22 protein-coding genes are annotated in these 25555 nt (G+C 56.3%); 11 read left to right on the top strand and 11 right to left on the bottom strand.

The features are described 5' to 3' along the window. Positions 1 to 184 precede the first annotated feature (184 nt). Entirely contained in the window at positions 185 to 1507 is a 1323-nt protein-coding gene (locus tag ACLGE8_RS20580) for an MFS transporter (protein ID WP_411000840.1), read from the bottom strand. A gap of 328 nt (positions 1508 to 1835) precedes the next feature. Here ACLGE8_RS20580 and ACLGE8_RS20585 point away from each other — a divergent pair, with 328 nt between their 5' ends. After that, complete coding sequence (locus tag ACLGE8_RS20585) at positions 1836 to 2630, top strand: YdcF family protein (RefSeq protein ID WP_411000842.1); 795 nt, start codon at positions 1836 to 1838, stop codon at positions 2628 to 2630. 28 nt (positions 2631 to 2658) lie between these two features. Here ACLGE8_RS20585 and ACLGE8_RS20590 read toward each other — a convergent pair whose 3' ends face one another. Beyond that, positions 2659 to 3186 carry a hypothetical protein gene (locus ACLGE8_RS20590; protein WP_370631777.1) on the bottom strand — a complete coding sequence of 176 codons (528 nt, stop codon included), beginning with the start codon at positions 3184 to 3186 and terminating at the stop codon, positions 2659 to 2661. Positions 3187 to 3410: 224 nt separating this feature from the next. Between ACLGE8_RS20590 and aldA the strand changes: the two genes are divergently transcribed. Next, complete coding sequence (gene aldA, locus ACLGE8_RS20595) at positions 3411 to 4856, top strand: aldehyde dehydrogenase (RefSeq protein ID WP_411000844.1); 1446 nt, start codon at positions 3411 to 3413, stop codon at positions 4854 to 4856. A gap of 43 nt (positions 4857 to 4899) precedes the next feature. Here the strand turns inward: aldA and ACLGE8_RS20600 are convergent, their stop codons facing one another. The 4 genes from ACLGE8_RS20600 to gap form a co-directional block, all read right to left on the bottom strand. Then, positions 4900 to 5787 (bottom strand): alpha/beta hydrolase, encoded by an 888-nt coding sequence (locus tag ACLGE8_RS20600; protein ID WP_411000846.1) that lies wholly within the window; start codon positions 5785 to 5787, stop codon positions 4900 to 4902. A 31-nt stretch (positions 5788 to 5818) separates the two neighbouring features. Next, positions 5819 to 6877, bottom strand: coding sequence for a bifunctional transcriptional activator/DNA repair enzyme AdaA (locus ACLGE8_RS20605; protein ID WP_411000848.1), 1059 nt, complete (start codon positions 6875 to 6877; stop codon positions 5819 to 5821). Further along, a complete protein-coding gene (locus ACLGE8_RS20610; protein ID WP_411000850.1) occupies positions 6861 to 7637 on the bottom strand; it encodes an isocitrate lyase/phosphoenolpyruvate mutase family protein in 777 nt (258 codons plus the stop codon). The genes ACLGE8_RS20605 and ACLGE8_RS20610 overlap by 17 nt, the downstream gene beginning before the upstream one ends. A gap of 123 nt (positions 7638 to 7760) precedes the next feature. Further along, positions 7761 to 8762, bottom strand: coding sequence for a type I glyceraldehyde-3-phosphate dehydrogenase (gene gap / locus ACLGE8_RS20615; protein WP_411000852.1), 1002 nt, complete (start codon positions 8760 to 8762; stop codon positions 7761 to 7763). 227 nt (positions 8763 to 8989) lie between these two features. Between gap and cybB the strand changes: the two genes are divergently transcribed. From cybB to ACLGE8_RS20640, 5 genes are all read left to right on the top strand, one after another. Beyond that, positions 8990 to 9517 (top strand): cytochrome b561, encoded by a 528-nt coding sequence (cybB, locus tag ACLGE8_RS20620; RefSeq protein ID WP_411000854.1) that lies wholly within the window; start codon positions 8990 to 8992, stop codon positions 9515 to 9517. A 70-nt stretch (positions 9518 to 9587) separates the two neighbouring features. Continuing rightward, on the top strand, positions 9588 to 10226 hold the full coding sequence (gene leuE, locus ACLGE8_RS20625) for a leucine efflux protein LeuE (protein ID WP_333494924.1): 639 nt from the start codon (positions 9588 to 9590) through the stop codon (positions 10224 to 10226). A gap of 239 nt (positions 10227 to 10465) precedes the next feature. Further along, on the top strand, positions 10466 to 10741 hold the full coding sequence (locus ACLGE8_RS20630; RefSeq protein ID WP_368301229.1) for a metal/formaldehyde-sensitive transcriptional repressor: 276 nt from the start codon (positions 10466 to 10468) through the stop codon (positions 10739 to 10741). A 23-nt stretch (positions 10742 to 10764) separates the two neighbouring features. Next, positions 10765 to 11883 carry an S-(hydroxymethyl)glutathione dehydrogenase/class III alcohol dehydrogenase gene (locus ACLGE8_RS20635; RefSeq protein WP_411000856.1) on the top strand — a complete coding sequence of 373 codons (1119 nt, stop codon included), beginning with the start codon at positions 10765 to 10767 and terminating at the stop codon, positions 11881 to 11883. Positions 11884 to 12021: 138 nt separating this feature from the next. After that, a complete protein-coding gene (locus ACLGE8_RS20640; RefSeq protein WP_411000858.1) occupies positions 12022 to 13719 on the top strand; it encodes a methyl-accepting chemotaxis protein in 1698 nt (565 codons plus the stop codon). A gap of 140 nt (positions 13720 to 13859) precedes the next feature. On the opposite strand, the gene ACLGE8_RS20645 is transcribed toward ACLGE8_RS20640, so the two are convergent. From ACLGE8_RS20645 to pcaH, 4 genes are all read right to left on the bottom strand, one after another. Next, positions 13860 to 16235, bottom strand: a complete 2376-nt coding sequence (locus ACLGE8_RS20645) for a glucose/quinate/shikimate family membrane-bound PQQ-dependent dehydrogenase (RefSeq protein ID WP_411000860.1) — start codon at positions 16233 to 16235, stop codon at positions 13860 to 13862. Between the two features lie 286 nt (positions 16236 to 16521). After that, entirely contained in the window at positions 16522 to 17445 is a 924-nt protein-coding gene (locus ACLGE8_RS20650) for a LysR substrate-binding domain-containing protein (RefSeq protein WP_411000862.1), read from the bottom strand. Between the two features lie 212 nt (positions 17446 to 17657). Beyond that, positions 17658 to 18278, bottom strand: a complete 621-nt coding sequence (gene pcaG / locus ACLGE8_RS20655) for a protocatechuate 3,4-dioxygenase subunit alpha (RefSeq protein ID WP_411000864.1) — start codon at positions 18276 to 18278, stop codon at positions 17658 to 17660. Beyond that, the gene (pcaH, locus tag ACLGE8_RS20660) at positions 18275 to 19015 is read right to left on the bottom strand and encodes a protocatechuate 3,4-dioxygenase subunit beta (RefSeq protein WP_185668696.1); all 741 of its coding nucleotides are present in this window, start codon (positions 19013 to 19015) and stop codon (positions 18275 to 18277) included. Before pcaH ends, pcaG begins: the two co-directional genes overlap by 4 nt. 225 nt (positions 19016 to 19240) lie before the next feature. On the opposite strand from pcaH, the gene ACLGE8_RS20665 reads away from it, so the two are divergent. The 4 genes from ACLGE8_RS20665 (at position 19241) to rimL (ending at position 24571) form a co-directional block, all read left to right on the top strand. Next, positions 19241 to 20584, top strand: coding sequence for a VOC family protein (locus tag ACLGE8_RS20665; RefSeq protein ID WP_411000866.1), 1344 nt, complete (start codon positions 19241 to 19243; stop codon positions 20582 to 20584). Between the two features lie 46 nt (positions 20585 to 20630). Further along, on the top strand, positions 20631 to 22136 hold the full coding sequence (locus ACLGE8_RS20670; protein ID WP_411000868.1) for a carboxylesterase/lipase family protein: 1506 nt from the start codon (positions 20631 to 20633) through the stop codon (positions 22134 to 22136). A 113-nt stretch (positions 22137 to 22249) separates the two neighbouring features. Then, on the top strand, positions 22250 to 23905 hold the full coding sequence (locus tag ACLGE8_RS20675) for a glucan biosynthesis protein D (RefSeq protein ID WP_411000870.1): 1656 nt from the start codon (positions 22250 to 22252) through the stop codon (positions 23903 to 23905). Between the two features lie 114 nt (positions 23906 to 24019). Continuing rightward, complete coding sequence (gene rimL / locus ACLGE8_RS20680) at positions 24020 to 24571, top strand: 50S ribosomal protein L7/L12-serine acetyltransferase (protein WP_411000872.1); 552 nt, start codon at positions 24020 to 24022, stop codon at positions 24569 to 24571. Here rimL and ydcK read toward each other — a convergent pair. Continuing rightward, entirely contained in the window at positions 24566 to 25546 is a 981-nt protein-coding gene (ydcK, locus tag ACLGE8_RS20685; RefSeq protein ID WP_411000874.1) for a YdcK family protein, read from the bottom strand. The genes rimL and ydcK overlap by 6 nt on opposite strands. Positions 25547 to 25555: the final 9 nt, after the last annotated feature.

Raw genomic sequence — 25555 nt, forward strand, 5'->3', positions numbered from 1 at the left:
ATTAGAGCTCTAATGATTTTACGTTCGCTGAAAACCATAATTCAAGTGAATGTGAAAAATAAATGTTACAGAAGGGTGATTATTTGTTTGCTATGTGATGGGTTATAGGCCGGATAAGGCGGAGCCGCCATCCGGCACTGTGCTCAATGTTGCCCGATGGCGCTTCGTTTATCGGGCCTACGGATTAAATCTGACTGGTCTGCGCGTTCACCGCAGCCGCGTGATTTTTTCGACGGCTGGCAAAGAAAATCGCCGTCAGAGAAATCGCCACCGTCGTTGCCAGATACCAGGCCACCGGAACCCAATCACCGTTGTATTTCGCCAGCAGACCAGTCGCAATCAGCGGTGCAGTTCCGCCTGCCAGCGCTGCGCCAATCTGATAGCCCAGCGTGATGCCGGTATAGCGTACGTTGGCGCTAAAGATTTCTGAGCACAGCGTACCCAGCACGGCGGTAATCGGTGACCATAAAATCCCGAAGGTGATAACGGTAGCGAGGGTAATCCCCCAGGTGGTGCCGGTGTTGAGCAGCAGGAACCACGGCACGATAAACAGACCCAGCAGTACGACGCTAATCGCGTACATCCGCTGACGGCCAATCTTATCGGAGAGCAGACCCATCAATGGGATCATCACCGTAGAGACCAGTGCGCCGAGCGTCACCGCTTCCAGCACCTGCGACTTCTGATAGGTCAGGGTGGTGGTAGCGTAGCTCACAACGAAAGTGGAGAAGATATAGAACGGAGCGGTTTCCACCACCTTCAGACCGGCCGCGATAATCACTTCACGCCAGTGATGGGTCAGGGTTTCGCGCAGGGGCGCTTTAGCGACATTTCCAGACGATTTCACCTTCTTAAATTCCGGTGTTTCGTCGATATCTTTACGGATCCACAGGCCAACCAGCACCAGTGCCGCGCTCATCAAAAACGGAATGCGCCAGCCCCAGGAGAGGAACTGTTCTTCGCTGAACAGGGTCATCAGCGAGACGATAAAGGTCGCCATCAGCATCCCAATGGTTACGCCCGCCTGCGGGATACTGCCGAAGAAGCCTTTACGCTTTTCCGGCGCATATTCATAGGCCAGCAGCAGCGCGCCACCCCATTCACCGCCGATGCCAATCCCCTGAATAATACGCATCAGAATGAGTAAAATCGGTGCCCAGATGCCAATCATGTCGTAGGTCGGCAGCAGGCCAATCATCACGGTTGCACTCCCCATTAGCGATAGGGTTAGCACTAGCGTTTTTTTACGACCAATACGGTCGCCAATGTGGGCAAAGATCACGCCGCCAATCGGGCGGATAAAGAAAGTGAGCGAGAAGGAGAGGTAGGAGAGAATCAGGCCGATGACTGGGTCAACCATCGGGAAAAAGATCTTATTGAACACCAGTGCGGCTGCTGTACCGTATAAAAAATAATCAAACCATTCAATGGAACTACCGGTCAGACTCGCAATCAGGACCCTCTTATTCTTTTTCAGGATCGTGGTGCTACTTTCTTGTATTGTCATGAAGAATAACTCCCGCCACATTGGGTTAACATCAGGTATCACCTTTTTTGTTTGAATGGTGCAACCTGGATTGTGAAAAAGGTTGTGTGTTTGTTAAGCAACTTAGATATGGGCGTTATTTTTGGCAAGCCTGTTGTTGAAATTTGTGAGCAAAAATGAGAACCATTTCTGTTTGCTTTGACTAAAAATTTGCAATGATATGGGTTTAAATCCTGAAAAACATCTTTTAAATAGTGCTTTATTCAGGTGCAACCCTATCGTTTTTAGACGTTTCTGGTTATTTCAGGATTGTTACAAATTGGTAGAGACGAAGGGAGTAGAGCAGGCGATGAACGTATCAAATTTACCGCAGGAAACGCTGAACGCCGCCAACGAACTGGGGCGTTGGCTGGCACAAAATGATTTTGCCGCGCCGCCGCAGGCTTCACAAACGCAGTGGGTGGTGATGGCGGGTAATGCCGTGATGCCAACCATTGAGGCCGCCTGTCAATTGGTGAGCGAACACGGCGGTTCGCTATTGATAAGCGGCGGCATTGGTCATTCGACGAACTTCCTCTATGAGGCTATTGCCCAGCACCCGCGCTATCAAAGTCTTCGCTGCAATGGTGAAGCCGAGGCTACGCTACTGGCGGAGATTGCCCACCGCTTCTGGCAGATCCCGCGGGAGCGCATTGTGGTGGAAGACCAGTCTACCAACTGTGGTGAGAATGCCTGGTTTACCCGTCGGGTGATGGAAGAGAGGGGTATTCATCCACAGACGGTGACGGTGGTGCAGGACCCAACCATGCAGCGCCGCACGATGGCGACCTTTACCCGCGTCTGGCAGGGCGTTGACAGCGCTCCGCGCTGGCTCAGCTATCCGGGCTACGTGCCGGAACTGCTCAATACGCCGGAAGGCGTCAGCTACCGCCAGCCTGCGGTTGGGCTGTGGCCAGTATCGCGCTATCTGTCGCTGCTACTTGGTGAGGTGCCGCGCCTGCGCGATGATGCTCTGGGCTACGGGCCGCGCGGAAAAGACTTTATCGCCCACGTCGATATTCCCGCTGAAGTTGAAGCCGCCTGGCAGCATCTTTCGACCGACCCTCAGCTTCAGCAGGTCTTAGCCAACCGTTCGATGGCATGACGCCAATCCGGCCGCCGTCTTGGCCGGGTTAGCGGAAACTCCACTGCACGCTGACCACAAATATCGACGGCAGAATGATGCCGCTTTCAATACCGAAATAGTCGGTAAAGTTGTACTGCAGCCCGTGGTAGATATACGGAGAGAAGCCCACGCCGGTGATTTTTTTCGCCGTGTGGTAAGTGCCGGAATCCCCGCAGTGGCTGAAGGCATCAAAAAAGAACTCGCCGGTATAGGCGTACACGCCTTTAAAGGTCCAGCCCTTATTCTGGCCGCTGCCCTGGAGCCAGTCACGACGCACGCCCAGCGACAGGCAGCGATCAGCAAAGCTGTTTTTCATCGTTCCGACCAGCAGACTGTATTTGGAATCTTCTGAGAACTTACGTTCGATGGAGAAAAAGTCGTTATTAAATTTTTCGTTATATTGACCGTGGTTGCCGCTCATATGGTAGACAAAAGAGCCGGTATTGACGGAGTAGAGATTTATCTCATCTGCAAAGCTGGAGGCGGCCGGCAGCAGTGCCGACGCAAATGCCAGCACGCTGGGTATTTTACGCATTTTAAAACTCAGTAAAGCCAGAAAGAAAAAACATTGCGCTACATGATAGGTCTTTCGCGATAAACCTCGGCTAAACCAGCGCCGCATCCTGTGGAAAATTAGCGCGCTATCTTTTCGCGCGGCTTCACAGAAACAGACATAATCGGTTGGAAAAGTTGCCAGAGTGTATATGTATTTAACAATATTTTTACTTGTTAACGACCTAACACAGACAGGAGCAGCTCATGACGTCACCCGTGCAACACCCGATGTATATCGATGGTCAGTTCGTCACCTGGCAGGGCGATAGCTGGATTGATGTGATTAACCCAGCAACCGAAGCGTGTCTTTCCCGTATTCCTGATGGCGATGCCGAGCACGCGAAGCAAGCGATTGATGCCGCTGAACGCGCGCAGCCTGCCTGGGAAGCGCTGCCAGCGATTGAACGTGCCGGATGGCTGCGTAAAATTGCTGCAGGCATTCGCGAACGTGCGGCGGAAATTAGCCAGATGATCGTTGCCGAAGGCGGCAAAATTCAACAGCTGGCAGAGGTTGAGGTGGGCTTTACCGCTGACTATATCGAGTACATGGCCGAGTGGGCGCGTCGTTACGAGGGGGAGATCCTGCAAAGCGATCGCCCCGGTGAAAATATCTTCGTCTTTAAACGTGCGCTGGGGGTGACCACCGGTATTCTGCCGTGGAACTTCCCATTCTTCCTGATTGCCCGCAAGATGGCGCCAGCGCTGATTACCGGCAATACCATCGTTATCAAACCAAGCGAGTTCACACCGAATAACGCCATCGCCTTTGCTGAAATTGTCCATAAAATTGGCCTGCCGAAAGGCGTTTTCAACCTGGTGCTGGGACGCGGTGAAACCGTGGGTCAGGAACTGGCGGGTAACCCGAAGGTGGCGATGGTCAGCATGACCGGCAGCGTGGCAGCGGGTGAGAAAATCATGGCAGCGGCGGCAAAAAATATCACCAAAGTGGGACTTGAACTGGGCGGCAAAGCGCCGGCGATCGTGCTGGACGACGCCGATATTGAGCTGGCGGTGAAAGCGATTGTTGATTCGCGCGTGATTAACACCGGGCAGGTGTGTAACTGCGCCGAACGCGTCTATGTGCAGAAAGGGATTTACGATAGCTTCGTCAACAAGCTGGGTGAAGCGATGAAAGCCGTCGCGTTTGGTGACCCGGCAAAACGCAACGATATAGCCATGGGGCCGTTGATTAACGCCGCCGCGCTGGAGCGTGTAGAGCAAAAAGTGGCAAAAGCCGTTTCCCAGGGGGCGAAGGTGGTACTGGGCGGTAAAGCGGTAGAGGGCGCAGGCTATTTCTACCCGCCAACGCTGCTGCTGGACGTGCGCCAGGAGATGAGCATCATGCACGAAGAGACCTTCGGCCCGGTACTGCCGGTCGTGATGTTCGATACGCTGGATGAGGCGCTGAAGATGGCGAACGACAGTGACTACGGTCTGACCTCATCGGTCTATACCCGCGACCTCAACCAGGCGATGAAAGCCGTACGCGGCCTTAAGTTTGGTGAAACCTATATCAACCGCGAAAACTTTGAAGCGATGCAGGGTTTCCACGCTGGCTGGCGTAAGTCCGGCATCGGCGGGGCGGACGGCAAGCATGGGCTGAATGAATACCTGCAAACGCAGATGGTGTATTTGCAAACGCAGGGTTAAGTACTATTCCCGGCGTCGCAATCCAGTTCATCATCAACCGTGGTCACACCGCTACCGGCAACCCCTCGGCATCGCGAATACCAAACCCGTGCCGCCCCTGTTCGAACAGATGCATCTCCACCGGCACCTGCTGCGCGTGCAGCGCATTAAACAGCGCCAGGCTGTTTTCCACCTTCACCGCCGGATCGTCGACCGCATGCAGCAAGAAGGTTGGCGGCACCTGACGGTCGACACGTTTTTCCAGCGAGTAATGCGCGCGCTGCGCCGGGTCAGGCGTATCGCCAATCAGCGCACGGCGCGAGCCGGGGTGGCCGAAGCCGTCGTCCATGCTGATAACGGGGTAGACCAGCGCCATAAAATCAGGCCGGGCGGAAATCTCATCAATCTCGTCCAGCGGTGGATAGGCCTCCTCCAGATAGCGCGTGCCAAGGCTTGCCGCCACGTGCCCGCCAGAGGAGAAACCGAGAACGCCGATTTTGTCAGGAGAAATCTGCCAGCGGGCGGCCTGGCTGCGGAGGGTGCGCATGGCGCGTTGAACGTCTGCCAGCGGGGCATTGGCTCCCTCCTGGTGACCGTCTCCCGGCATGCGATAGGTCATCACAAATAGTGTATAGCCCTGAGCGGTAAAATCAGGGGCCAGCGCCGTGCCTTCTTTATCCAGCACCACCCGTTGATAGGAACCGCCAGGCGTCACCAGAATCCCCACGCCGTTGGGATTCTCGGGTTGAAATACCGTTATCTGCGGTGCACGAACGCCGGTGACCGCGCGATCCCACGCGCTGCTGCCGGTGTGGTCGCTTTCCAGCGTGGGCGTTACGCCACTGGTGCTGGCACCCGGCGCATCGCCGCCGGGCCAGAGGGAGAACGTGGTGGACGTGCGGGCTGCCTGGGCCATCCGTGTCAGTAAGAGATCCTTGGGCGTTGCGTTCATGGCATCCTCAATCGGTTTGATAAAGCGCGGATTATCTCTCCGCGCGGGCTATTTTGCTCTCGTGTTCCAGCAGCCAGGCCTTGCGGGCAATGCCGCCGCCGTAGCCGGTCATGCTGCCATCTTTGCCAATCACCCGATGGCAGGGAATGACGATAGCAATGCGATTTGCGCCGTTGGCTGCCGCAACGGCACGGGCGGCGGTGGGTTTGTTGAGCGCTTCGGCCAGCGCCTGATAGTGGGTGGTTTCGCCGCAGGGGAGCAGACACAATGCCTGCCAGACGCGGCGTTGAAAGTCGCTGCCGGGCGTATCCAGCGCCAGGGTGAAGTGCCGACGCTGCCCGGCAAAATACTCGCCAATCTCTTTTTCCGCCTGCCGGGTATGATCATTTTGCCCGGCGATAATGCGGGCATTCAGCAGGCGCTGGATATCGCTAAATTCAGTCTCCAGCATTCGGCGGTCGACAAACTCAAGCAGGCACACCCCACGTTCGCTGGCGCAGACGAACATCGGCCCAATCGGCGTGGTAAAGCGGTGAATCAGCAGCGAAGGTTGGACCGTTACCGGAGAGGAACCGGTGAGTTTTTTATAGGTATAGCCGAAGCCGCTGAGCGATTCGTATCCGCTATCAAAAGCCACGTCCGTGGCGCTGCGCCCACTTTTCAACTCCTGCAGGGCAACGTTAACCCGCTGCATCCGCTGGAACGCCTGAAAGGTGATGCCGTGATGGTGCAAGAACCAGCGTCGTACGCGCTCCGGGCTGATATGGTGTTCACGAAGGTGGGTATCGCTGACGCGCGCTTTCGGCGTTTGCCGCACCAGCTCAAGCGCCTGCTCGATAAAATCCGGCGCGCTACAGGCGTTTTCGGTGGGGCGGCATACCTTGCAGGGGCGAAAGCCTGCGTCCAGCGCCGACTTAAAATCACGGTAGAACTCCACGTTTTCCCGCTTCGGTTTTCGTGCCCGACACACCGAAATACAGAACACCCCGGTGGTTTTTACCCCGACGTAGAACACACCGGTATACTCCGATGCCCGCGCCAGCAGCGCCTGGTACCAGGTGTCGCACTGGGCGCTATCGGTGACTTTCATCGTCGAAGACTCCTGCAAAGGACGGCTGATGGCGAAGGGTTAACAGTAGATCGTTTAGCCGGGTTTGTATTGCACTATGTACCGCATTCCCCATGGAAATGCGACGTACGCCAAGTTCTGCCAACGTGGCGAAATCGGCCAGTTCGGGAACCGCCATCACGTTCAGCGGCAGGGTGGTTTGCTGGACAAGCGTGGCAATATCCTGCGCGCGGTGGACACACGGCACAAACAGCCCGTCGGCACCGTTTGCCGCATAGTGAGCTATGCGTGACAGCGTCACCTGCAATGCGTCAGCTACACCGAGCAAAAAGGCATCGGTACGCACATTTAAAAAGAGCGAACAGCCACTGGCGTTGAGCGCTTTGCGGATCGCCAATAGCCGATGGGCAAAATGGTCTGCGTTCTCCAGACTTCGCACACTGCCCTGAACCCGGCTATCTTCCAGATTCACTCCCACCACGCCAAGCGCCGCCAACTGCTGCAAATTCTCAACAATACCGTCCACGCTGTTGGCATATCCGGCTTCCATATCCACGCTGAGTGGCAATGTGGTACAGGCGCGAATACGGCTAACCAGATAGCGCAGCTCGGCAAAAGCGAGGCCTTCACCGTCGGCGTAGCCCAGCATGGCCGCGATGGCGGCGCTGGATGTTGCCATCGCCTGATATCCGGCGTTTTCGGCCGCCAGCGCGCTGGGTACATCCCAGATATTGGCGATAAGCAGAGGCTGAGGTTGATGGTGTAATTGACTGAAGTTCATAGGACTCTCCGGTTGTGTTTGCAAGCCGAGTGTGCCGCGACAGGCAAAATGCCAGCAACCGAAAATCAGACGACCATTTTTGACGGAAAGACGGCGGGGGCATGATACCGCCCGCCGGAGGCGTTACATTTTGGCGAATTTTTCCAGCACACGAATCAGTTGGGTCACAAAGCCATATTCGTTATCGTACCAGGAGACGGTTTTTACCAGTTGCAGGCCGCCCGCCTCAGTCACTTCGGTTTGGGTGGCATCGAAAACGGAGCCGAAATGGGTGCCGATAATATCGGAAGAGACGATCTCCTCTTCGGTATAGCCAAACGATTCATTGTTGTGCGCCGCATTCTTCATCACCTGGTTGACCTCCTCGGCGGTCACTTTCTTACCCAGGATGGAGACCAGTTCGGTAACCGAGCCGGTTTTGGTCGGCACGCGCTGGGCATGGCCCTTCAGCTTGCCGCTCAGCGCCGGGATCACCAGACCAATGGCTTTAGCTGCCCCGGTGGTATGCGGAATGATGTTCTCCGCCGCCGCACGTGAGGCCCGCAAATCCTTACCGCGCGGCCCGTCAACCAGTGACTGGGTGCCGGTGTAAGCGTGAATGGTGGTCATGGTTCCGACTTCAATGCCAAATGCATCGTGAAGGGCTTTGGCCATTGGCGCCAGGCAGTTGGTGGTGCACGAGGCGACGGAGATAATCTTATCGCTGGCGTTCAGCGTATCGTCGTTGACGTTAAAGACGAGGGTTTTCATGTCGCCCGCAGGGGCGGAGATCAGCACTTTTTTCGCCCCGGCATCAATGTGCGCCTGTGATTTTTCCGTCGAGGTGTAGAAGCCGGTGCATTCGACAATCAGCTCTGCGCCCTGGGCGGTCCACGGAATGTTTTGCGCCTCTTTTTCGGCGTAAACGGTGATGGTTTTACCATTCACAATCAGCGCATTATCGTTGTAATCAACGCTCCATGGGAACGGGCCGTAGTTGGAGTCATGCTTCAATAGATAAGCCAGAACTTTAGGGGAGGTGAGATCGTTAATCGCGACCACTTCATGACTGCTGGATACTTCCAGTAAACGGCGCAGAACCAGACGGCCAATACGCCCAAACCCGTTAATGCCAATTTTACTCATGGTGCTCTCCTGTCAGTGATGGGATGTCAGCCCAATACGCGTGCGTCAGATCGATTCAATGAATAAGTTTGGATTATGTATTTCACCTGTCCAGGCTTAGTTCAGCAGGGCTGGAAGGGCAACGCTGTCGCGAAAATTTAATTTGTATCGATTTGAAAAAGTTAATGAAATTTTAATGAATCGCGGCTATTTTGCTTTTTTATGTTACTTCTCAGAGTATTTTGGCGATGAACGATAAATATTCCCGCTTACAAATTGCCATCCACTGGCTGGTTTTCCTGTTGGTGGTGGTGGCCTATGCGGCGATGGAGTTACGCGGGTTTTTCCCCCGCAGCGACCGCCCGGTCATTAACATGATCCATGTGTCCTGCGGGATCAGCGTACTGGTGCTGATGGTGGCGCGTCTGCTGATTCGCCTGAAGCGCCCGGCGCCGCCGATCGTGCCGAAGCCAAAGCCGATGATGACCGGCATGGCGCACCTGGGGCATCTGGCTATCTACCTGCTGTTTATCGCGCTGCCGCTGATCGGCCTTATCATGATGTATAACCGTGGTAACCCGTGGCTGGCGTTTGGTTTCACCATGCCGCACGCGGCAGAGGGGAATTTTGACCTCGTCGATACGCTTAAGCACTATCACGTGTTCCTCGCCAACCTCGGCTACTGGCTGATTGGCCTGCATGCGCTTGCCGCGCTGGCGCACCACTATTTCTGGAAGGACAATACGCTGCTGCGCATGATGCCGCGCAAGCGTTAACAGGCTTTCAACTCCCTGGGCTCTGCGCTACCATAAGTCTTATGTCTGACGTATGAGTGGAGAGAACAGGGTGTTCGCAGATTTTGGTGTACTTAATTACTGGACCTATTTGCTCGGGGCCATCTTTATTATTCTGGTGCCGGGGCCGAATACCTTCTTCGTACTGAAGACCGGGGTGTCGCACGGTATCCGCAAAGGCTATATGGCGGCGCTCGCGGTGTTTATTGGCGACGCCGTTCTGATGTCTCTCTCATTTGCGGGCGTTGCCACGCTGATTAAGACCACACCGGTGCTGTTTAATATCGTGCGCTACCTTGGGGCCATTTATCTGCTCTATCTTGGCGGCAAGATGCTCTACAGCACCCTGAAGCGCAAAAATGCCGAACACGATGAAGCGGCAGAACCGGGCCACGCTATCTTCAAACGTGCGTTAACGCTGAGCCTCACTAATCCGAAAGCGATCCTGTTTTACGTCTCGTTCTTCGTGCAGTTTATTGACGTTCACGCGACAACCCCCGGCCTGGCATTCTTTATCCTCGCGGTCACACTGGAGTTGGTGAGCTTCACCTACCTGAGTTTCTTGATCGTTTCCGGCTCGCTGGTGACGCGCTATGTGAAAACGCGTAAAAAACTGGCGAAAATCGGTAACAGCCTGATTGGCCTGGTGTTTGTCGGCTTTGCTGCGCGTCTGGCAACGCTCCAGTCCTGATAGCTCTCCTGGCCCGATAACCCTTATCGGGCCAGTCTGTTTTATTCCATTGCACATCACGATAACGGCGCATGCCGTCTATCACATCCCCGTAATAAGCGTCTAAACTTACTGTTCTGGAAGCGTAAATTCGCGCCGCTGACGATATGTGCTTTCGCGCATTTGAAAAAAATAAAACATTTATTTTACATCAACACAATGAGATTGATAGTATACCCCCCTATACTATCGGAGGAGCTATGCCGCATTCACTCGAAGACAAAAAACGGGCATTAAGCCGAGTGCGCCGTATTAAAGGGCAGGTTGAAGCGCTGGAACGCGCGCTGGAATCGGGTGACTCCTGCCTGACCATCCTGCAGCAAATTGCCTCTATTCGCGGGGCCTCTAACGGCCTGATGGGCGAGATGGTTGAAATGCACCTTAAAGATGAACTGGTCAGCGGTGAAACCACGCCGGATCAGCGAGCGGTGCGCATGGCTGAGGTCGGTCACCTGCTTCGGTCCTATTTAAAATAATCCCCATAATGGAAAAGAGAGTTATGAAATCACGTGCTGCAGTTGCGTTTGGCCCAGGTCAGCCGCTGAAAATTGTGGAAATTGACGTTGCGCCGCCGAAGAAGGGTGAAGTGCTGGTCAAAATCACCCATACCGGCGTTTGCCATACTGACGCATTCACCCTGTCAGGGGATGACCCTGAAGGCGTGTTCCCGGCGGTGCTTGGCCATGAAGGCGGCGGCGTGGTGGTGGAAGTGGGCGAAGGGGTGACGAGCCTCAAGCCGGGCGACCATGTTATTCCACTGTATACCGCAGAATGCGGCGAGTGTAAGTTCTGTAAATCGGGCAAAACCAACCTCTGCCAGGCGGTTCGCGCCACTCAGGGCAAAGGGCTGATGCCGGATGGCACCACGCGTTTCTCCTACAACGGCGAACCGATTTATCACTATATGGGCACCAGCACCTTCAGCGAGTACACCGTCTGTGCGGAGATCTCGCTGGCGAAGGTGAACCCGCAGGCGCCGCTGGATAAAGTCTGCCTGCTGGGCTGTGGCGTGACCACCGGTATCGGCGCGGTACACAACACGGCGAAAGTGAAAGAGGGCGATACCGTGGCGGTGTTTGGCCTCGGCGGTATTGGTCTGGCGGTGATTCAGGGCGCGGTACAGGCGAAAGCCGGGCGCATTCTGGCCGTGGACATGAACCCGGAAAAATTCACCCTCGCGCGTGAAATGGGCGCAACCGACTTTATCAACCCAAAAGATTACGATAAACCGATTCAGGACGTGATCGTTGAACTGACCGACGGCGGCGTGGACTTCAGCTTCGAATGTATTGGCAACGTCAACGTGATGCGTTCGGCGCTGGAATGCTGTCATAAAGGCTGGGGTGAAAGCATTATCATCGGCGTGGCCGGTGCGGGTCAGGAAATTAAAACCCGCCCATTCCAGCTGGTGACCGGTCGCGTATGGCGCGGTTCAGCATTCGGCGGCGTGAAAGGCCGTACCCAGCTGCCGGGCATGGTGGAAGAGGCGATGGCGGGCAAAATTCAGCTCGACCCGTTTATTACCCACCGTCTGCCATTAGACCAGATTAACGAAGCGTTCGATCTGATGCACAAAGGGAAATCTATCCGTACCGTCATTCATTTCGGCAATAAATAATCCTCCCCCCAACCAGCGGGATCGTCCCGCTGGTTCTTCGAAGTGTGACCCGCCTTGCGTTTTGCACCATTGCTGATAACAAATCAGCGCTAATGGCCGATGACTCTATTACTTACCTCAAGTACAAGAGAGTCACTCATGGAAAAAAAATCCGCGCAGCCGCGTCGCGCACAAAAGGTCGGCTTCTTACATCATATCCGTCTGGTGCCGTTTTTCGGCTCGGTGCTGGGCGGCATTCTGGTGCTGTTTGCGCTGAGTTCAGGGCTGGCAGGCTATTTTATGTGGAAGGCCGATAACGACCAGCGCGACGTTACCCAGGAGCTGCAGGTGCGCGTGGGGCTTTCCGACAGCGCCAACTATCTGCGTGAAGCCCGTATCATGATGATCCACGCGGGCGCGGACAGCCGTATTGCTGAAATGGAGAGCATGAAGAAAAACCTGGCGGCGGCAGAAGACCGAATTAAACGTTCCCAGGATGGGTTCAAGCTCTACGCCAATCGCAGCGTGAAAACGCAGGCGGATGAAGCGCTGGATGCCGAAATGAATCAACGCTACAGCGCCTATTTAGAAGGGATGGCGCCGATGCTGAAATACGCAAAGAACGGCATGTTTGAAGCCATCATCAACTATGAAAGCGAACAGGCGCGCGCGTTCGACGACGCGTACAACGATGTGCGCAATAAGGTCATTACGATTCGTACCGCTCGCGCCAATCAGCTTGCCGAACTGGCCCACGGCCGTACCCAACTGGGCGTGATGTTTATGATTGGCGCGTTTGTACTGGCGGTGCTGATGACCATCGTCACCTTTACCACCCTGCGTAACGTGGTGATCCTGCCGCTGCAGCGCGCGGGCGTGCGCATTGCACAGATTGCCAATGGTGACCTGACGATGCCGGATGAACCGGTAGGGCGCAGCGAGATAGGTCAGCTCAACGGTCATCTGCAAAAAATGCAGCACTCGCTGGTGCAGACCGTGGGCAGCGTGCGCCAGGGGGCCGAAGAGATTTATCGCGGCACCAGTGAAATCTCCGCCGGCAATACCGATCTCTCTTCTCGTACCGAGCAGCAGGCGGCGGCGATTGAACAGACAGCTGCCAGCATGGAGCAGTTAGCCGCAACGGTGAAACAGAACGCCGAGAACGCCCATCATGCCAGCAAGCTGGCGGAGGACGCTTCGGGTAAAGCAACGCGCGGCGGCCAACTGGTCTCCGGCGTGGTGTCGACGATGGGCAGCATATCCACCAGCTCGAAGAAAATTTCTGAGATAACCTCGGTCATCAACAGCATTGCCTTCCAGACCAACATTCTGGCGCTGAACGCGGCGGTGGAAGCGGCGCGCGCGGGTGAGCAAGGGCGCGGATTTGCAGTGGTAGCGAGTGAAGTTCGCACGCTGGCAAGCCGCAGCGCCCAGGCAGCGAAAGAGATTGAGGGGCTGATCAGTGAATCGGTAACCTTGATAGAACGCGGCTCAGGTGAAGTGGTTCGTGCGGGTACCACGATGACCGATATTGTGGATGCGGTAAAACGCGTGACCGATATCATGCTGGAGATTGCGGCAGCCTCTGACGAGCAGAATCGCGGCATTCAGCAGGTGAGTCAGGCGGTGACCGAGATGGATAACGTCACTCAGCAGAACGCCTCGCTGGTGGAGGAAGCCTCTGCGGCGGCGGCTTCATTGGAGGAACAGGCAGCGCGTTTAACCGAAGCGGTAGGGACGTTCCGCCTACAGTCCAGTGCGCACGTTGAAACGGTGAAAGCGGTGGCAAAAGCCACGTTTAACCCGGCCCGCCCGGCGGCGGCAACCGCAGGTGCGGATAACTGGGAAACGTTTTAAGCGAGTGCCTTGCCGGATGGCGGCGTAAACGCCTTATCCGGCCTGGCAAAAATAAGCCTCGCCACCGTAAAGGTGACGAGGCAGCGTAGGCCTGATAAGCCAGCGCCATCAGGCACAATACGCGCACGGTAGTTCGAGTATCAGTGACTATCCGGCAGCGCGTAGGCAATGATGTAATCACCGCGATCCGGCGACTGGCGTGCGCCACCCGCGTTAATCACGATGTACTGTTTGCCAGTTTCCGGTGACACATAGGTCATTGGGCCAGACTGACTGCCAACCGGCAGACGGTCTTTCCAGATCTCTTTCCCGGTTGCGGTATCAAACGCGCGCAGATAGAAATCCTGAGTACCGGCGAAGAACAGCAGGCCAGACTGAGTCGAGAGGGACGCGCCGAGCGTAGGCATCCCGATAGGAATCGGCATATGCATGCGAATGCCCAGCGGCCCGGTATCTTCAACCGTACCAACCGGTACCTGCCAGACGATTTTCCCGGACTTCAGATCCACCGCAGACATGGTGCCGAACGGCGGTTTCTGGCATGGAATACCCAGTGGTGACAGGAAACGCTCGCGCATTGCGCCGTACGGTGTACCGTCCATCGGTACAATACCCATCTCTATACCACTAGCATTCTTCGCCACATTGGCGCGTGGCACCATATAGTTTGCCAGACCCAGACGCATATCGTTGACGAACATCAGGCTGTTGTTCGGGTCAACCGACACGCTGCCCCAGTTCATTCCGCCCAGTGAGCCAGGATACTGCAGAGAACGGTCTTCGCCTGGTGGGGTGAAGATACCCTGATGACGCATCTCTTTAAACTGGATGCGGCACAGCAGCAGATCAACCGGCGTAGCACCCCACATATCGGACTCTTTCAGCGTTTCGTTGCCGATCATCGGCATTCCCACGGAGTAAGGCTGAGTAGGCGAGTAGCGCTCACCGGGCACGTTGCCTGCCGGAACCGGACGTTCTTCGACTTTGGCTACCGGCTCACCGGTTTCACGATTGAGCATAAAGATCATGCCCTGCTTGCTGGTCTGGACCAGCACCGGCGTGTTGCCACCTTTACCATCTGGCAGGTCGTATAACAGCGGCTGCGACGGCAGGTCAAAGTCCCACAGGTCGTGGTGGGTGGTCTGATAGTGCCAGCGCACTTTACCGGTGGTGGCATCTACCGCCACGATAGAAGAGCTGTATTTATCGTCGAGTGCGGTACGCTCACCGGCCCAGAAATCTGGGGTGGCGTTACCGGTCGGCAGATAAACCAGGTTCAGCTTCGCGTCGTAAGACATCGCGGACCAGACGTTCGGCGTACCGCGCGTATAGGTCATCCCTTCCGGCGGCAGGCCGGTCAGGTTCGGGTTACCCGGGTCCCACGCCCAGGCGAGTTTACCGCTATGTACATCGTAAGCGCGCACTACGCCCGGCGGCTCGCCGGTGGAGAAGTTATCGGCCACGCGGCCGCCCACAATCACCACATTACCCGCTACTAATGGCGTAGAGGTCTGCTGATAGTAGCCCGGCTTGATATCACCCATGCCGATACTCAGATCAACCACGCCGTGGTCGCCAAAGTCGTCACACACTTTACCGTTATCGGCATTGATAGCGATAAGACGCGCGTCGGTGGTCGGCAGGAACAGACGGCGCGGGCAGGCGGCAGGTTGAGTTGCCGGTGCCTGTGCGGTAACGGAAGGGGTGTCTTCAAAGTAACCCAGACCGCGACAGCGCTGCCAGTTAGGCGCGGTGGCTTTCGAATCGTAGCGCCATTTCTCTTTGCCCGAGTCAACGTCCAGCGCCAGTACTTTGCTGTACGGTGTGCAGACGAACAGGGTGTCGCCAACCTGCAACGGGGTGTTCTGATCTTCCGCACCTGAACCGTTGCTCTGGGGAATATCACCCGTATGGGCAACCCACGCGACCTGCAGCTTATCGATGTTCTGCTTGTTGATCTGGTCTAACGCGGCAAAACGGTCGCCGTGGGTGGTGTTGCCCCAATGTTCCCAGTTTTTCTGCTCATCGCCGGGCGCTACCGGTTTGACCGGCACCGCTTCGGTGGCTGAAACCAGCGTTTGCGGCTTGAACATACCGCCCATGCTCACCAAAAGCACAACGGCAATGACGGCGGCGAGGCCAAAGGCCGGGCCTTTTTTGGCGGGCTGAACGTGCGACATAAACGGCCACACCAGGGCGCAGAGAAACGCCAGCACGCCAAAGGTAAACAGGCGCGAGAAGAGCGGCCAGAAATCCCAGCCTGCATCGCTGATTGACCAGACGATCGCCACGATAAACGCCAGCGCGTACAGCACTATCCCGCCGCGACGCTGACGAGCAATCAGAATGGCGCTGACCACCATCACCAGCCCCATCAGGGCAAAGAACCAGGAGCCACCGACGCTGGCGAGTTTCGCCCCCAGCACACCGATAGCCAGGCCGACGATCAACATCAGCGCGATAAGAAGCCACTGCAGGACTCGTGGGAATCCTCGTGGCACGTTGCCAGTTGCCATACCTTTCTCCTTAAAACAGCAAAATGCGCACAGTTGAACCATGTGGTGTGTTTTGTGCTGTGCTTTTGTTTTGAATGAAATGCTAACGTGCTTCTAAATGAGGCATTTTGTTTGTGTATGCAATCAAGAATGAACCATTTGGTTAAATTATGGATATGATAGATCTGTTAAATTGCATTGCGCAATTGTTAATAAATGATTTCGCATTAATTGCGTAGAGAGAAAGTAAAATAGCGCGGAAAAACGAAGGCACTTAGCCCGCCAGGCGACGGGCCGGTGTGATTTTTCAGGAAGGCATTGACTTGCGTACTGCGCTCAATAGCGTCTGTGCGCCGGAAGAAAGCGGGGTGTCCACCCGCGTGAGAATGCCAATCGGCTCTCCCTGGCCCTGCGTCGCAATCGGCAGGGCGGTCAGTACGCCGCGGCGTAAATCGTCTTTCACCGCGCCGGAAGGCACAAACCAGATATAGTTGTAATCAACGGTGAGCTGGCGCGAAAGCGAGGCGGAGAGCGTCTCAATACAACCGGCAGGCATTTTGCAGCCCTGGCTTTGCAGCAACGTCTCCGCATTCTGGCGCGGGACGGTGCCTTTTGGTGAAACCACCACCGGCCACTCCAGTACGCGGCTCAGGGTAATGTTTTCATGCAGCAGCGGGTGATCGGGGCGTACCACCAGCTTCAATGATTCCAGGAACAACAGCTCATAGTTCAGCCCGGTCATCAGTTCCGGGTCAGACATGCGGCCAATCCCCAGATCGATATCGCCGGACTTCAGCGCGGCCAGTAGCATGGTGTTATTCATGGTGGCAACCTGGAGCGTCACATCTTTTTGCTGCTGGTGGAATTGGCCTATCACGGCAGGTAATACGCCCAGGGCAGCCGTCGGTAGAGCACCGATGCGCACCACATCATTGTTAACACCTTCTTTACGTATTAACGCCTGACCGGCGGTATTCAGCGCATCAAGCACCTTCACCGCATGGGTTAAAAATTGTTCGCCGACGAGGGTCAACTGAGCGCCAAGACGGCCGCGTTCGAAGAGGCGAGTACCGGTAAGTTGCTCGAGTTCGTTGAGCGTCTTGGAGAGCGCTGGCTGGCTTAAATTAAGGGTTTCAGCCGCGCGCCCCAAAGTTCCCTGTTGGGCGACGGCCACGAATGTGTGCAGATGGCGCAGACGAATGCGCTGACTAAAGAGAGCATTTTTTTCCATAGGCGATGTTAAAAACAGAGCGGTACGGGTGACAAGTGATGTTGTTTAAATTTGATAACTTGCTAGCAAATTATTATTAACATTTGTGCGGTTTAACAGACAAGCGGTTTGTTGTATTTGGAGAAGTTCCCGGCGTCGCGTTGCTCGACCGGGCTACTTTGCGATAGGTAGCCCGGCCGAGCAACGCGACGCCGGGCCAAAGCGCACCCACCTTACAGATCGAAAAACACCGTTTCGTTCTCACCCTGTAAATAGATATCGAAACGGTACACCGTCTCGTTGCCGCGCGTCTCTTTATGCCCAATCAACGTCTTGCGGCGCACTTCCCATTCGATCAGATTTAGCACCGGGTCTTTGGCATTCGCCTCCTGCTCGTCGGAGAAATACATCCGCGTATTCAGGCCGATATTGATCCCCCGCGCCACGATCCACAGATTGACGTGCGGAGCCATCATGCGTCCGTCGCGGCCCACGGCCTGGCCGGGTTTAATGGTGTCAAAGCGCCACACACCGCTGTCAAAGTTAGAGCAGGCGCGACCCCAGCCGCGGAAATCCTCATCCAGCGCTTTTTCCTGCTGCTGGTCTGCCACATGGTTATAGCGCCCGGCGGCGTTGGCCTGCCAGATTTCAATCAACACATCGCGCACCGGCGTGCCGGAACCATCAAACACGCGCCCCTCAATGGCGATGCGTTCGCCTGGCGTATGGCTGTTGGCAAGCGTCGAGCCGAAGTTTTTTTCGAAGATATGGAAGCCCGCAGCGTCCGGAGCCAGGCCGATATGCACATAAGGGCCTGCGGTTTGCGAGGCGGTTTCCGGTAAATAATCTTTCATCGTGCAGCCCCCTGGGTGCGATTTTCAAACAGCGTGGCGCGTTGACCCCGCAGCACCAGATCAAAACGATAGGCCAGACAGTCGAGCGGCACGGCGGCGTGGGTATCCAGCTCCGCGATCAGCGTGCGAACGGCATCATCGTTATTGATGGTTTTGACGATAGGGCACTGCTTGATTAGCGGGTCACCCTCAAAGTACATCTGGGTAATCAGGCGCTGGGCAAAGGCTTCACCAAAAATGGAGAAGTGAATATGTGAAGGACGCCAGTCGCTCGCCTGGTTGCGCCACGGGTACGGGCCGGGCTTGATGGTGCGGAAGAAGTAGTAGCCGTTTTCGTCGGTCAGCACGCGTCCACAGCCGCCAAAGTTAGGGTCAATCGGCGCCAGATACTGGTCTTTCTTATGACGGTAACGCCCGCCTGCGTTGGCTTGCCACACTTCGACCAGCGTGTTTTTCAGCGGTCGGCCGAAGCCGTCACGCACGTAGCCATGAACGATAATCCGCTCGCCAATGGGCAGGCCATCTTTGGCGTAGTTGAGGATCAGGTCGTTATCCAGCGGGCCGAGATCCTGCTGCGAAAAGACCGGGCCGGTAATTTCAGATAATGAGTTTTGCAGTGAAATCAGGGCATTACGTGGTGAACGCAGCACGCTGGTTTTATAGCCAGGGGCGTAGGCCGGGGGATGATTGTTGTAATCCCGATGAATCACTTCTTGCGGTGACCATTTAGTGCTCATAGGTGGCTCCGTGTAGGGTATTTTATTATTGCCGTAAACAGTGTGTGTAAATATATTGTTAATTTAAAGTGAATTTAAGGTGCTTTTTAGATAACTTATGGTTATGTAATTCGCCATTCACTCAATAAGTTCAGGCAGTTGCCGCGATCACAGTTTGTAAATTCTTACCGCATAGCGCCATGGCCTTTTCTACACTGCAACTATATCCACAGGAGACATGGCATCATGGCGCACACCCTTTCGGCAGATGATATTCGGGAAGAGTTTTCACAAGCGATGTCGGCGATGTATCAGCAAGAAGTTCCGCAATATGGGACGTTGCTGGCATTAGTGGCTGACGTCAATCTGGCGGTGCTGGAAAATAACACGCGTCTGTATGAACAACTGGCTAACGCGGACGAACTGGCGCGCCTCAACGTTGAACGGCACGGCGCGATTCGTGTTGGCACGGCGCAGGAGCTCTCTACGCTGTGCCGGATGTTTGCCATTATGGGAATGTCGCCGGTGGGCTATTACGATCTGTCGGTGGCTGGCGTGCCGGTACATTCGACGGCGTTTCGCCCGGTAGAGGATGCGGCGCTGCAGCGCAACCCGTTCCGTATCTTCACTTCTTTATTACGCCTTGAGCTGATTGACGACCCGGCACTGCGCCAGAAAGCCGCGCAAATCCTCACCCAGCGCGATATCTTTACCCCGCGCTGCCGGGCGCTGATGGATCTCCATGACGATCAGGGCGGATTGACCACACCGCAGGCGCAGGAGTTTGTGCGTGAAGCGCTGGAGACATTCCGCTGGCATCGACATACCACCGTAGATAAAGAAACCTACCAGGCGCTGCACCAGCAGCACCGGTTGATTGCCGACGTGGTTTGCTTCCCCGGTTGCCACATTAACCACCTCACGCCGCGCACGCTGGATATTGACCGCGCTCAGGAACTGATGTCCGACTACGGTATTGAACCGAAGGCGGTGATTGAAGGCCCGCCGCGCCGCTCGGTACCGCTGCTGCTACGGCAGACCAGCTTTAAAGCGCTGGAGGAACCGGTGCAGTTTGCTGGTGAGTCGAGCGGCACGCACACCGCACGTTTCGGTGAAATTGAGCAGCGTGGAATTGCGCTTACCCCCAAGGGCCGGGCTTTGTACGACAAGTTGCTGAGCGAAGCGGGCGTGGGCAAAGATAACCTGAGTCACCAGCAGCATCTGCAAGAGGTGTTCAAAGCCTTCCCGGATAGCGAATTCTTACTGCGCCAGCAGGGGCTAGCTTGGTTCCGCTATCGCTTAACGCCGACCGGCGATGCCCATCGACAGGCGATTCATCCGGGTGATGATCCCCAGCCCTTTATCGAACGCGGCTGGATTATCGCCCAGCCGATCACCTATGAAGATTTTCTGCCGGTCAGCGCAGCGGGGATTTTCCAGTCGAATCTGGGCGGCGATGGGCAGACGCGTACGCACGGCAACGCCAGCCGAGACGCATTTGAATCGGCGCTGGGTCGCCAGGTACTGGACGAATTCAGTCTGTATGAGGAGGCGTCGCTGCGTAGCAAACGTCGTTGCGGTCTGCTCTGAAACAGGTACTCTGCATAGCAGTGTAGAAAACCGAGATGAAGAGTGAATGCAGAATAGCGCAACGCGGGTGGAGACCCGGCAAGGGACGTTAACGGGCGTCGTGGACGAAGATGTGTACCGCTGGAGCGGCATTCCTTACGCCGCGCCGCCGGTGGGCCCGCTGCGCTGGCGCGCGCCACAGCCGCTTTCGCCGTGGCAGGGCGTGTTTCAGGCGGATACGTTTTCCGCCGCCTGCTGGCAGAGCGCGGAGTACTGTCAGGAGTTGGGAGGCGGCGATCCCGGTCGTTTTTCTGAAGACTGCCTCTATCTGAACGTTTGGGCACCGGTTGAACGCCAGGGGCCGCTGCCGGTCATGGTCTGGCTGCACGGTGGCGGTTTTACCATTGGTTCAGGCGGTCTGCCGCCTTATGATGGCAAGGCGCTGGCGCAACGCGACGTGATTGTGGTCACGCTCAACTACCGACTCGGCCACCTGGGCTTCTTTGCCCATCCTGCATTGGAGGGCGAAGACGGCGAACGGCTGTACAATTTTGGCCTGATGGATCAAATCGCCGCGCTGCGCTGGGTTCAGGAGAATATCGAATCCTTCGGTGGAAATCGTGACAACGTCACGTTATTTGGCGAATCCGCCGGGGCGCGTAGCGTCTTGTCGCTAATGACCTCACCGAAAGCTAACGGTCTGTTCCACAAAGCCATCATTCAAAGCGGCTATACCTTGCCTGACCTACCGCGCGACGACGCGCTGGCTCGCGGCGAGCGGCTGGCCGAACACTTCAATTTGCCGAACGCCACGGCGCACTCTCTGCGAGAGATTCCCGCCGAGGCATTCTGGCCGCTCACTGCACCCCATAATATTGGCCCATCCCCGATTGTTGGTGATGCGGTGCTGCCGCAGCCAATGCTCGACGTTTTCTTTGCCGGAAAGCAGCACGCCATGCCGGTACTTGTCGGCTCCAACAGCGATGAAGCCAGCGTGATGGCGGTATTTGGTGTGGATTTAGCCGGGCAAATTCAGAAATTGCGCCGCGAGCGCCGATTGGGCCTGGGGCTGATTAAGCTGCTCTATCCAGGCGTGAAGGGAGATGAAGAGCTAGGACGTCAGGTTTGCCGGGATATGGCGTTTACTACCCTGGGCTACGTGGTGATGCAGGCGCAGCAGCGGGTGAATCAGCCCTGCTGGCGTTACTGGTTTGATTATGTTGCCGAGGCCGAGCACGACACCTATCGTCACGGCGCGTGGCATGGCAATGAGGTGCCCTATGTCTTTGATACATTGGGGCAGATAACGCCCTCCTGCGACTACGTCACGCCAGGCGATCTTCAGATGGCGGCTCAGGTCGCTGACTACTGGGTCAGCTTCGCCCGTGACGCCAGTGCGAGCCATACCGTATTGGCGGGGCCGGTGCGCTGGCCCGCCTGCGTGCGCGGTCGCGACCGGCTTTTGCGCATCGGTTTACGCAAGCACGGCGGGTTCCATGTGGAAAATCGCTTTATGCGCGCGCGTCTGGCGCTGTTCAAACGCGTAATGAAGCATCATGTGAGTCTGGATTGACAGATTTTGTTGCGCTAGCAATTGGATTATCAATCAATTTTGTCTAGAGTGGGCGGCAATAACGCCGTTTTCATTTTGCAGCATTCCGACTTTAAAAGGACGCTTTGCCAGGCATGAATCGCAGACACTTTCTTAAATCTTCAATGGCTGTTGCCGCCGTGTGCGGGACTTCCGGTTTCGCATCGCTCTTCTCCCAGGCCGCGATGGCAGAGGACTCCGGCATTGCCGACGGCCAGACGCGTCGCTTTGATTTCGGCGTACTGCAATCCATGGCGCACGATCTCTCGCGTCAGCCGTGGAGCGGCGCACCGCGCCCATTGCCGGATACCCTGGCTAACCTGACGCCGCAGGCCTATAACAGCATCCAGTACGACGCTGAACATTCGCTGTGGAATAACGTCAAAGAGCGCCAGCTGGACGTGCAGTTCTTCCACGTGGGGATGGGTTTCCGCCGCCGCGTACGGATGTTCTCGCTCGATCCCGCCAGCCATCAGGCGCGTGAAATTCACTTCCGCCCGGAGCTGTTCCAGTACAACGACGCCGGTGTTGACACTAAACAGCTGGAAGGGCAAACCGATCTCGGTTTCGCCGGTTTCCGCGTTTTTAAAGCGCCAGAGCTGGCGCGTCGCGATATCGTTGCTTTCCTCGGCGCGAGCTATTTCCGCGCAGTAGACAGCACCTATCAGTACGGCCTGTCTGCGCGTGGACTGGCGATTGATACCTATACCGATTCGCTGGAGGAGTTCCCGGACTTCACCTCTTTCTGGTTCGAAACCGCGAAGCCGGGCGACACCTCCTTTACCGTCTACGCGCTGCTGGATAGCGCCAGCGTCACCGGGGCCTACAAGTTCGTGGTGCACTGCGAAAAAGCGCAGGTGATCATGGATGTGGAAAACCATATCTATGCGCGCAAAGACATTAAGCAGCTCGGCATTGCGCCGATGACCAGCATGTTCAGCTGCGGCAATAACGAGCGCCGCGTCTGCGACACTATCCACCCGCAAATTCACGATTCCGACCGCCTGGCGATGTGGCTTGGCAACGGCGAGTGGGTCTGCCGTCCGCTGAATAACCCGCAGAAGCTGCAGTTCAATGCCTATCAGGATAAAAACCCGAAGGGCTTTGGTCTGCTGCAGCTCGACCGCGATTTTACCCACTATCAGGACGTGATGGGCTGGTACAACAAACGCCCAAGCCTGTGGGTTGAGCCGCGCAATCAGTGGGGCAAAGGGGCGGTCAGCCTGATGGAGATCCCAACCACTGGCGAAACGCTCGATAACATCGTCTGCTTCTGGCAGCCGGAAAAACCGATGAAGGCGGGCGATACGCTGAACTTTAGCTACCGCTTGTACTGGAGCGCGATGCCGCCGGTACGTTCTCCGCTGGCGCGCGTACTGGCGACCCGCACCGGCATGGGCAGCTTCCCTGAAGGTTGGGCACCGGGCGAGCATTACCCGGAAAAATGGTCCCGTCGTTTCGCTATCGATTTTGTTGGCGGCGACCTGAAAGCGGCCGCACCGAAGGGGATTGAGCCGGTGATTACGCTCTCCAGCGGGGAAGCGAAGCAGGTTGAGATCCTCTACGTTGAACCGTTTGACGGCTATCGCATTCTGTTTGACTGGTACCCAACGTCCGATTCGACCGACCCGGTGGATATGCGCCTGTTCCTGCGCTGCCGCGGCGACGCCATCAGCGAAACCTGGCTGTATCAGTACTTCCCGCCAGCGCCGGATAAACGTCAGTACGTTGACGACCGCGTAATGAAATAACCTCGCTGTCGTCATGTAGGCCGGATAAGGCATCGCCGCCATCCGGCACTCTGCGCCGTTATGCCTGATGGCGCTGCGCTTATCAGGCCTACGATCACTTGCTGAGAATTGAGAATGACCGCCACCGAAACCATCACCGTCAATGACACCGTCACCCTCCAGGCCGTTAATGAAAGCCACGTTTCGGGGCTGTACCAACTGGTGCAGCGCAACAAAGTGTGGCTCCAGCAGACGCTGAACTGGCCGCAGTACGTCAACAGCGAACAGGATTCCCGTCAGAACGTGCAGGGCAATATGATGCTGCATCAGCGCGGCATCGCCAAAATGTTCCTGATTTTTGTCGATAACCAGATGGCAGGCGTGCTGTCGTTCAACCAGATCGAACCCTCGAATAAGACGGGCTATATCGGCTACTGGCTGGATGAGGATGCGCAGGGGAAAGGGACGCTGTCGGCGGCGCTACAGGCGTTTATTCGCTACTACGCCGAGCGGGGAGAAATTCGCCGCTTTGTGATCAAGTGCCGGGTAGATAACCTGCGCAGCAACCAGGTGGCGCTGCGCAACGGTTTTCAACTCGAAGGGTGCTTACGCCAGGCAGAGTTCCTCAACGGCGTTTATCACGACCAGAATATCTATGCGCGGATTGTCGACGCCACCACGCTATAACGCACCGAATAGCGGGGTGCGGGTAATTCGCTGCGCCCCGGTTATCGCTTTACGCCCGCGAAGATGAATCGCCTCTCCCGGCAGCGCCTCCACCACCACGCTATCGGTGATATCAATGTGATACTCGATCAGCACATCGCCAATGACCCGCGCATCGCCCTGAATAAGCACATGATCGTCGAGCAAAATTGGCCCGCCCTGTAAGTGCGCGTTGCCGCCGACCAGCACGTGGTGCTTCAACACGCAGTTGCCTTCAACCACCGCGTTTTCCGCCACCTGCGAGCTGTAGCGCAAGGTGGGGATCTCATCCTCGCCGCGCCCGGCGATAATACGCGCGTGGCCGTAGACTTTGGCGCAGTCGCACACCCAGATATTGTTCTCTTCGTTGCCGTCTAACCGGGCGTTGTCGAAGACTTCAGCCCGATGCTCAACAAAGGCATGAACCAGCAAGGCTTTGCCGTATATTTGCGCCTGATGTACAACCCGACAGTGTCGCAACTGGGCGGCATCGTAGATTTGCAGCACCTGTTCGCTGTCGGCGGTTAAGCCTCGGGCGCCGACGACCTGCGACTGCTCGGCAATATGGGCGTAGCCAAACAGGTGGCAGTAGCCGTGAACCTGTGAATCGTGCACGGTGGCATCGCCGCTGACTCGCGCATGGTGGCTAATTCGGCTGGCCTGCACCCACGCGTTGCCGCCAATTTCGGCCTGATGGCTGATTTCACACGGCTCGGTAATTCTCGCGTTTTCGGTGATTCTGGCCCCGGCATAGACCAGGCTATTTTCATCATAAATCCAGCATTCGCCATCGTGGCTCAGCGCCAGTTCGTTCTCCACCCAGCCGCCGGGTGTGCCGACGGTGACATCAGCAAAATCCTGCAGCGCAATAATCTGGCGCACCACCACGCTCTCTCTGGCGCCGGGTTCGCCAATTTGCACGCTGCGCGTTTTATCGCTGAGACGATATTTTTTCATCCTGGCCTC

Source organism: Kluyvera sp. 142486 (genome assembly GCF_046569695.1).
Lineage (GTDB): Bacteria > Pseudomonadota > Gammaproteobacteria > Enterobacterales > Enterobacteriaceae > Kluyvera.

Excerpts from the sequence above, each read along its gene's own strand:
- ACLGE8_RS20580 (WP_411000840.1), bottom strand. The coding sequence starts at position 1,507 with ATGACAATACAAGAAAGTAGCACCACGATCCTGAAAAAGAATAAGAGG.
- ACLGE8_RS20585 (WP_411000842.1), top strand. The coding sequence starts at position 1,836 with ATGAACGTATCAAATTTACCGCAGGAAACGCTGAACGCCGCCAACGAA.
- ACLGE8_RS20590 (WP_370631777.1), bottom strand. The coding sequence starts at position 3,186 with ATGCGTAAAATACCCAGCGTGCTGGCATTTGCGTCGGCACTGCTGCCG.
- aldA (WP_411000844.1), top strand. The coding sequence starts at position 3,411 with ATGACGTCACCCGTGCAACACCCGATGTATATCGATGGTCAGTTCGTC.
- ACLGE8_RS20600 (WP_411000846.1), bottom strand. The coding sequence starts at position 5,787 with ATGAACGCAACGCCCAAGGATCTCTTACTGACACGGATGGCCCAGGCA.
- ACLGE8_RS20605 (WP_411000848.1), bottom strand. The coding sequence starts at position 6,877 with ATGAAAGTCACCGATAGCGCCCAGTGCGACACCTGGTACCAGGCGCTG.
- ACLGE8_RS20610 (WP_411000850.1), bottom strand. The coding sequence starts at position 7,637 with ATGAACTTCAGTCAATTACACCATCAACCTCAGCCTCTGCTTATCGCC.
- gap (WP_411000852.1), bottom strand. The coding sequence starts at position 8,762 with ATGAGTAAAATTGGCATTAACGGGTTTGGGCGTATTGGCCGTCTGGTT.
- cybB (WP_411000854.1), top strand. The coding sequence starts at position 8,990 with ATGAACGATAAATATTCCCGCTTACAAATTGCCATCCACTGGCTGGTT.
- ACLGE8_RS20630 (WP_368301229.1), top strand. The coding sequence starts at position 10,466 with ATGCCGCATTCACTCGAAGACAAAAAACGGGCATTAAGCCGAGTGCGC.
- ACLGE8_RS20635 (WP_411000856.1), top strand. The coding sequence starts at position 10,765 with ATGAAATCACGTGCTGCAGTTGCGTTTGGCCCAGGTCAGCCGCTGAAA.
- ACLGE8_RS20640 (WP_411000858.1), top strand. The coding sequence starts at position 12,022 with ATGGAAAAAAAATCCGCGCAGCCGCGTCGCGCACAAAAGGTCGGCTTC.
- ACLGE8_RS20645 (WP_411000860.1), bottom strand. The coding sequence starts at position 16,235 with ATGGCAACTGGCAACGTGCCACGAGGATTCCCACGAGTCCTGCAGTGG.
- ACLGE8_RS20650 (WP_411000862.1), bottom strand. The coding sequence starts at position 17,445 with ATGGAAAAAAATGCTCTCTTTAGTCAGCGCATTCGTCTGCGCCATCTG.
- pcaG (WP_411000864.1), bottom strand. The coding sequence starts at position 18,278 with ATGAAAGATTATTTACCGGAAACCGCCTCGCAAACCGCAGGCCCTTAT.
- pcaH (WP_185668696.1), bottom strand. The coding sequence starts at position 19,015 with ATGAGCACTAAATGGTCACCGCAAGAAGTGATTCATCGGGATTACAAC.
- ACLGE8_RS20665 (WP_411000866.1), top strand. The coding sequence starts at position 19,241 with ATGGCGCACACCCTTTCGGCAGATGATATTCGGGAAGAGTTTTCACAA.
- ACLGE8_RS20670 (WP_411000868.1), top strand. The coding sequence starts at position 20,631 with ATGCAGAATAGCGCAACGCGGGTGGAGACCCGGCAAGGGACGTTAACG.
- ACLGE8_RS20675 (WP_411000870.1), top strand. The coding sequence starts at position 22,250 with ATGAATCGCAGACACTTTCTTAAATCTTCAATGGCTGTTGCCGCCGTG.
- rimL (WP_411000872.1), top strand. The coding sequence starts at position 24,020 with ATGACCGCCACCGAAACCATCACCGTCAATGACACCGTCACCCTCCAG.
- ydcK (WP_411000874.1), bottom strand. The coding sequence starts at position 25,546 with ATGAAAAAATATCGTCTCAGCGATAAAACGCGCAGCGTGCAAATTGGC.